This window comes from Microbacterium sp. zg.Y909 (assembly GCF_024626565.1).
The window spans coordinates 1-5,614 of record NZ_JANJFJ010000288.1; the positions used below are offsets into that span (position 1 = coordinate 1).

General features: G+C 72.6%; 5 protein-coding genes. 2 read left to right on the plus strand and 3 right to left on the minus strand.

Annotated elements, in window-relative coordinates:
- Positions 1 to 1,808: SMC family ATPase (locus tag NQ160_RS17250; RefSeq protein WP_257516385.1), on the minus strand; the 1,808-nt coding region annotated here is incomplete at its 3' end.
- On the minus strand, positions 1,805 to 2,956 hold the full coding sequence (locus NQ160_RS17255) for an exonuclease SbcCD subunit D (RefSeq protein WP_257516386.1): 1,152 nt from the start codon (positions 2,954 to 2,956) through the stop codon (positions 1,805 to 1,807). The genes NQ160_RS17250 and NQ160_RS17255, both read right to left, overlap by 4 nt.
- A 65-nt stretch (positions 2,957 to 3,021) precedes the next feature.
- Between NQ160_RS17255 and NQ160_RS17260 the strand changes: the two genes are divergently transcribed.
- Entirely contained in the window at positions 3,022 to 4,374 is a 1,353-nt protein-coding gene (locus NQ160_RS17260; protein ID WP_257516387.1) for an MFS transporter, read from the plus strand.
- Here NQ160_RS17260 and NQ160_RS17265 read toward each other — a convergent pair.
- The gene (locus NQ160_RS17265) at positions 4,353 to 4,637 is read right to left on the minus strand and encodes a DUF2277 domain-containing protein (RefSeq protein WP_257516388.1); all 285 of its coding nucleotides are present in this window, start codon (positions 4,635 to 4,637) and stop codon (positions 4,353 to 4,355) included. The two genes, NQ160_RS17260 and NQ160_RS17265, sit on opposite strands and share 22 nt — an antisense overlap.
- A gap of 52 nt (positions 4,638 to 4,689) precedes the next feature.
- On the opposite strand from NQ160_RS17265, the gene NQ160_RS17270 reads away from it, so the two are divergent.
- On the plus strand, positions 4,690 to 5,466 hold the full coding sequence (locus NQ160_RS17270) for an alpha/beta fold hydrolase (RefSeq protein WP_257516389.1): 777 nt from the start codon (positions 4,690 to 4,692) through the stop codon (positions 5,464 to 5,466).
- The last annotated feature ends 148 nt before the right edge of the window (positions 5,467 to 5,614 follow it).

Here is a 5,614-nt window from a genome sequence, read left to right on the forward strand (position 1 = left end):
TCGAGCTGCTGCGCGAGCTGCTCGGCCGCGGTCGCCGCGCTGACCGCCTCTTCCGCGGCGGTCAGCCGGGACTGCAGCTCTTCTCCGCTCTCGCCACCGGCGCGGGCGGCGGCATCGGCGTGCGCCGTGCGCGCGGCGTGGACGGCGTCTGCGGCCGCGCGCTCTTCGGCGAGGGCGGCGTCGCGATCGGCCTCGGCCGCCGCGACCAGCTCGTCGGTCACCGGCTGCGAGCCGCGTTCGGCAGGATGAGGATGCGACGTCGAGCCGCAGACCGCGCAGGCTTCGCCCTCGACGAGGGCGGCGGCGAGCTCGCCGGCGTATCCGCCGAGCCGCCGTTGCAGCAGCGCGGCCACCGCGGCGCCGGCCTGGGCGGACGCTTTGGACGCCGCAGCGTGGGCGGTCTCCCGCTCACGCAGGGCGACGGCGAGGGTCTCGGCTTCGGCGGCAGCGGTGGCGCGGGCGGCGAGGTCATCGCGCTGGAGGCGCGCCCCCTCGGCGACGGCCGCGCCGGCGCGGGCGGCGGTGAGAAGGTCCTCGAGCCTCGTGCGCTCGGCGGGGATCAGCGCGCGGTTCGCGTCGAGTGTGGCGAGCTCCTGGACCAGCTCCGTCACCCGCTCCTGTGCGGCGGCGAGTTCGGCCTCGCGCAGCGGCAGCTGCGCCTCGTGATGGGCGGCGACGGCCCACACCGCGAGGTCGCCGGTGAGTTGTTCGTCGAACGCCGCGAGATCGATGTCTTCGTCGGCGTCGGGCGCGGCGGCATGCCAGTCACGCTCCGCCGTGGCCGCGGACGCCGCCGCCTCGGTCGCCGCCCGCTGGGCCCGGTCGGCGGCCTCGAGCGTCGAACGCACCGCCTCCGCGGCGCGCGCCCGGTCCAGCGTGGCCCGATCGGCCGCGACGGCGGCCGCGTCCGCCTCGAGAGCACTGAGCCGCTGCCTCGTCTGGGCGAGGTCGGTGTGCGCCCGAGCGAGTGCTGTGGCGGCGGCATGGGCGGCCGTGGCGTCGGCGAACGCAGCGTCGGCCTCGGTGCGAGCGCGGGTCAGGGTGTCGAGTCGGTACTCGGCGCGCTGCACGGCGAGCACCGCCGCGGCGCGTCTCGCAGCCAGGTCGGACGCAGCGTCGCCCTCGCCCCCGAGCCCGTGCTCGTCGATGAGACGCTCGGCGAGGTCGAGCAGCGTGCGGGCGTGCTCGCCGAGGGTGTCGAGCGCGGCTTGGGCGGCCTTGCTGCGCTCCCCGAGCGCGCGCACGTAGTCCTCGTAACGGCGCGTTCCGAACAGGGTGCGCAGCAGCGGCTGACGCTCGCTGCCGGAGGCGAGGAGAAATCGGGAGAACTTGTTCTGCGCGAGCAGGATGACCTGCTGGAACTGCTGGGCGTTGAGACCGAGGATCTCGTCGAGCGCGAGCCCCACATCGCGCGGCTTGGCGGCCCGGCCGATCCATACCCCGTCGACCTGCTCTTCGAGCTCGGCGCTGGTCGGCTCGGTCGTCAGTCCCCCGCCGCGGCGTGCCGGCCGCTGGTACTCCGGCGCGCGCGTGACCCGCCACCGGCGGTCGCCGACGGTGAACTCCAGGCGCACCCGGGTCGGGTCCTCGGGCGCGCAATGGTCGCTGCGCAGGCGTTTGTCGCCGGACTCGTAGCGCGGCACGCTGCCGTAGAGCGCGAAGCTGACCCCGTCGAGGATGCTCGACTTGCCCGCGCCGGTGCGCCCCGAGATGAGGAAGATGCCGTCGCCTTCGAAGGCGTCGAAGTCGACCGTCTGGGTCGTGAGGAAAGGACCGAACCCGGTGAGGTCGAGGCGGTGCAGCTTCACGTGGCCGCCTCGGCGAGCGTGCGGTCGTCGAGCAGTTCGTCGATCAGCGCCGTCTCGCGGTCGCTCGCCCCGTCGCCCTCGCGCACGTGGCGGAGGAAGGCGTCGAGCAACTCGCGGTCGCTGCGGGCCGACCGCACCCGCTGGGCGTAGCTGCGTCCGTCGTCGGCCGCCGCGTCCGCAGGGCGGTGCGCGACGCACGCGCAGTGGGAGAAGCGCTCTTGCAGCCGGCGCATCGGATCGCGCTGCGGCAGGGTGTCGGTGTACTCCACAGACACCCAGTCGCCCTCGTACGCGGCGAAGCGCTCGTCGGTCAGCAGCTCTTCCAGAGGTGCGACCAGCGTGACCAGGCGCCGGGGCACGGGCAGGTCGAGCCAGCTCACGGCCGCGAGGCCCCCGGCATCGAGCTCCACCAGCCACGACCCGCGCGGCTTGTCACCCTCGCCGAAGCTGTAGTGCAGCGGAGCCCCCGCGTACCGCACGCGCTGCGACAGCTGCTGCCGCCCGTGGATGTGGCCCAGGGCCATGTAGTCCACCCCGTCGAACGTCGACAGCGGCACGACGTCGAGCCCGCCCTGCTGGATGTCTCGCTCGAGGTGCGGCGTCGGCTCGACCCCCGCCGCGAAGCAGTGCGCGACGGCGACCGACCGCGCGTCGTCGCGGTGGGCCAAGTCGGCACGGACGAGGTCCATCGCGTGTGCGAGCACGTCGGCCTGGCACCGCACGCCGGGCCACGCATGACGCAGCAGCGCGGGCTCGAGGAACGGGATGCCGTAGATATGCACCGGCCCGTGCTCATCGGTCACCGTGATCGGCGTTCCCACGGTCTGCGGATCGGTGACGACGTGCACACCGGGCCGCAGGAGTGCGGACTGGAAGCCGAGGCGGGCGGCGGAATCGTGGTTTCCGCTGGTGACGACGACCTCTGCCCCGGTGTCGGCGAGGGCGGCGAGGGTGTCGCTGAGCAGCGCGTAGCAGCCGGCCGCGGGCGTGGCCGAGTCGAACACGTCGCCCGCCACTATCACCACGTCGACGTCGTGCGCCCGCACCTGCGACACCAGCGCGTCGAGCACGCCGCGGAGGGCATCGAGCGTGGAGTGACCGTGAAAGGTCCGCCCGATGTGCCAGTCGGAGGTGTGCAGGATTCGCATGTCTTCACGGTAATCGGCCCCTCCGACATCACCCTGGAGGATCGCCCGCGTAGGCTGGTTCCGCCGTGACCGCCGTCTTCCCCTCCTCAGCCCCCAGCTGGCGCAGCTGGACGGTCTGGGGAGTCGGCGTCGCCGCCTACATCCTTTCGGTGGTCAACCGCACGTCCCTGTCGGCGGTGGGGATCGACACCGCGCACCGCTTCGACGTCGACGCCTCGACGCTGTCGATGTTCGCCGTCATCCAGCTCGGCGTGTACGGGGCCATGCAGATTCCCGTGGGCATGCTGCTCGACCGGTACGGCGCGCGTCCCCTCATCACCTCCGGCATGCTGCTCATGGCCATCGGGCAGCTCGTCATGGCGTTCTCACCGAACGTCGGCATCGCGATCGCGGCCCGCATGCTTCTGGGCGCGGGCGACGCGGCGATCTTCCCCAGCGTGCTCCGGCTCATCGCGACATGGTTCCCCTCGCAGCGCGGGCCCGTCATGGTGCAGGTGACCGGCATCGTCGGCCAGCTCGGGCAGATCGTGGCCGTCGTGCCGCTGGCTGCACTGCTGCACGCGACGACCTGGTCCGTCGCCTTCGGCAGCGTCGCCGGGCTGGGCGTGCTGTTCGCCGTGCTCGTGTTCGCCGTCATCCGCAACCACCCGCCCGACCGCGACCGCGACGTCACCGTCGACACCGACACCGGCGCGATCCGGGTCGTCACGTCGGCCGTCGACAACCGCGTCGGCATCCGCGCCGCCTGGTCGCATCCGGGCACGCGCCTCGCCTTCTGGTCGCATTTCACGACGCCCTTCGCCGGGTCTGCGTTCGTCATGCTGTGGGGCTTCCCCTTCCTCACCGCGGGGGAAGGCCTGTCACAGGGACAGGCGGCGCTCGTGACGACCGTGTACGTGCTGGCCGGCATCCTGATCGGGCCGGTCATGGGGTCGCTGTCGAGCCGGGTGCCGACGCTCCGCTCCCGGGCGCTGGTGCTGCCCTCCATCGCGGTGCAAGCCGTGGCCTGGCTGATCGTCATCGCCCAGCCCGGACCCGCTCCGCTGTGGATGCTGCTCGGTCTCGCCGTCGCCCTGGCGATGGGCGGGCCGGCGTCGATGGTGGCCTTCGACCACGCCCGCACCCACAACCCGTCGCACCGCCTCAGCACGGCGACCGGAATCACCAACTCCGGCGGGTTCCTCGCGGGCCTCATCGCGGTGTTCCTGATCGGGGTCGCCCTGGACCTGCAGGGGGCGGGCACTCCCGAGACCTACACGCTGGATGCCTTCCGGCTCGCCTTCCTCACGCAGGTGCCGCTGTGGGTGGTCGGGTCGATCTTCATCGCCGTGGAGCGAAAGCGCACCCGCATCCACATCGGGCTGGACAGCCCGCGCGCCCCGCGCCGGCGCGGGCGTCAGGCCACGCGCGGCGCGTAGCGACCGGACTTCTCCGCACGGGCGCGGGCCTTGGCCGCTTCGTCCTCACGATTCTTCGGCGGCGCCACCGCGACCAGGTCTGCCAGCAGATGCCGCGTCGCGTGCTCCACGTCTGCGACGGCACGCTCGAAGGCCTGCTGATTCGCCTTGGACGGGTTGGTGGTGCCGGCGATCTTGCGCACGTACTGCAGCGCGGCGGCATGAACCTCGTCGTCGGTGGCGGCTGGTTCGAAGTTGTGCAGGGTGTGGATGTTGCGACACATGCGGTCACCGTACGCTCAGGATGCCGGTGCTTCCAGCCCCTACTGTCGGAACGTGGAAGAACCGGCACCGAACGAACCCGACGGCACTGTGACCGTGTTCACCCACGACGGCGCGCAGCTGGTGGTCGAGGCCACCGGCGTGGGCGCGCGGACGTTCCTCCTCGTGCACGGCATCGGCATGGGCCGCGGCGCCTTCGGCGATCTCATCGAGCACCTCGAGCCGCACGGTCGGGTGCTGGCACTGGACCTGCCGGGATTCGGTGCGGCCGAGGAGCCGCCCCGCGTGCCGTCGATCGAGCGGCTGGCCGACCTCGTCGCGGCGTACCTGCGTCAGCACGAGCCGGCCGAGCGGGAACTCGTCGCCGTCGGACACTCGATGGGCACGCAGGTCGTCACGGAGCTCGCCGTGCGGCATCCTGCGCTGGTCGACCGCATCGTGCTGGTCGCCCCGACGGTGGATGCCGCCGCCCGAGGCGCCTTGCCCCAGCTCGGCCGCCTGGCTCTGGATCTCTTCATCGAGAGCCCCAAAGTGGTCTTTCTCGGCGCCCGCGAGTACGTGCGAGCGGGACCGCGCCTGCGGCGCAAGACCCGGGCGATGCTCACGCACCGCCCGGAGCTGTCCTACCCCAAAGTCACGGTCCCGGCGCTCGTCATCCGCGGCGAGAACGACGTCGTGTGCCCCCGCGCGTGGTGCGCGCGGGTCGCGGCCGCCCTGCGCACGCGCGTGGTGGAGATCCCCGGGCACGGGCACGAGACGATGATCCGCGACGCCGCCCCGGCCGCCCGTGCGATCCTCGCCGAGCTCGGAGTTCAGCCCGTCGAGACCTGACGCGCCAGCTCTGAGATCTCTTCGTCGGGCAGGTGGATGCCGGACTGCTCGAGGCGCTGGCGCAGCACCTCGACGATGCGCTCGTGCGGCTCGATGGACACATCCGAGCGCGTCTGCGCGACGATCCCCGCGACCTTGTCGACCTCGG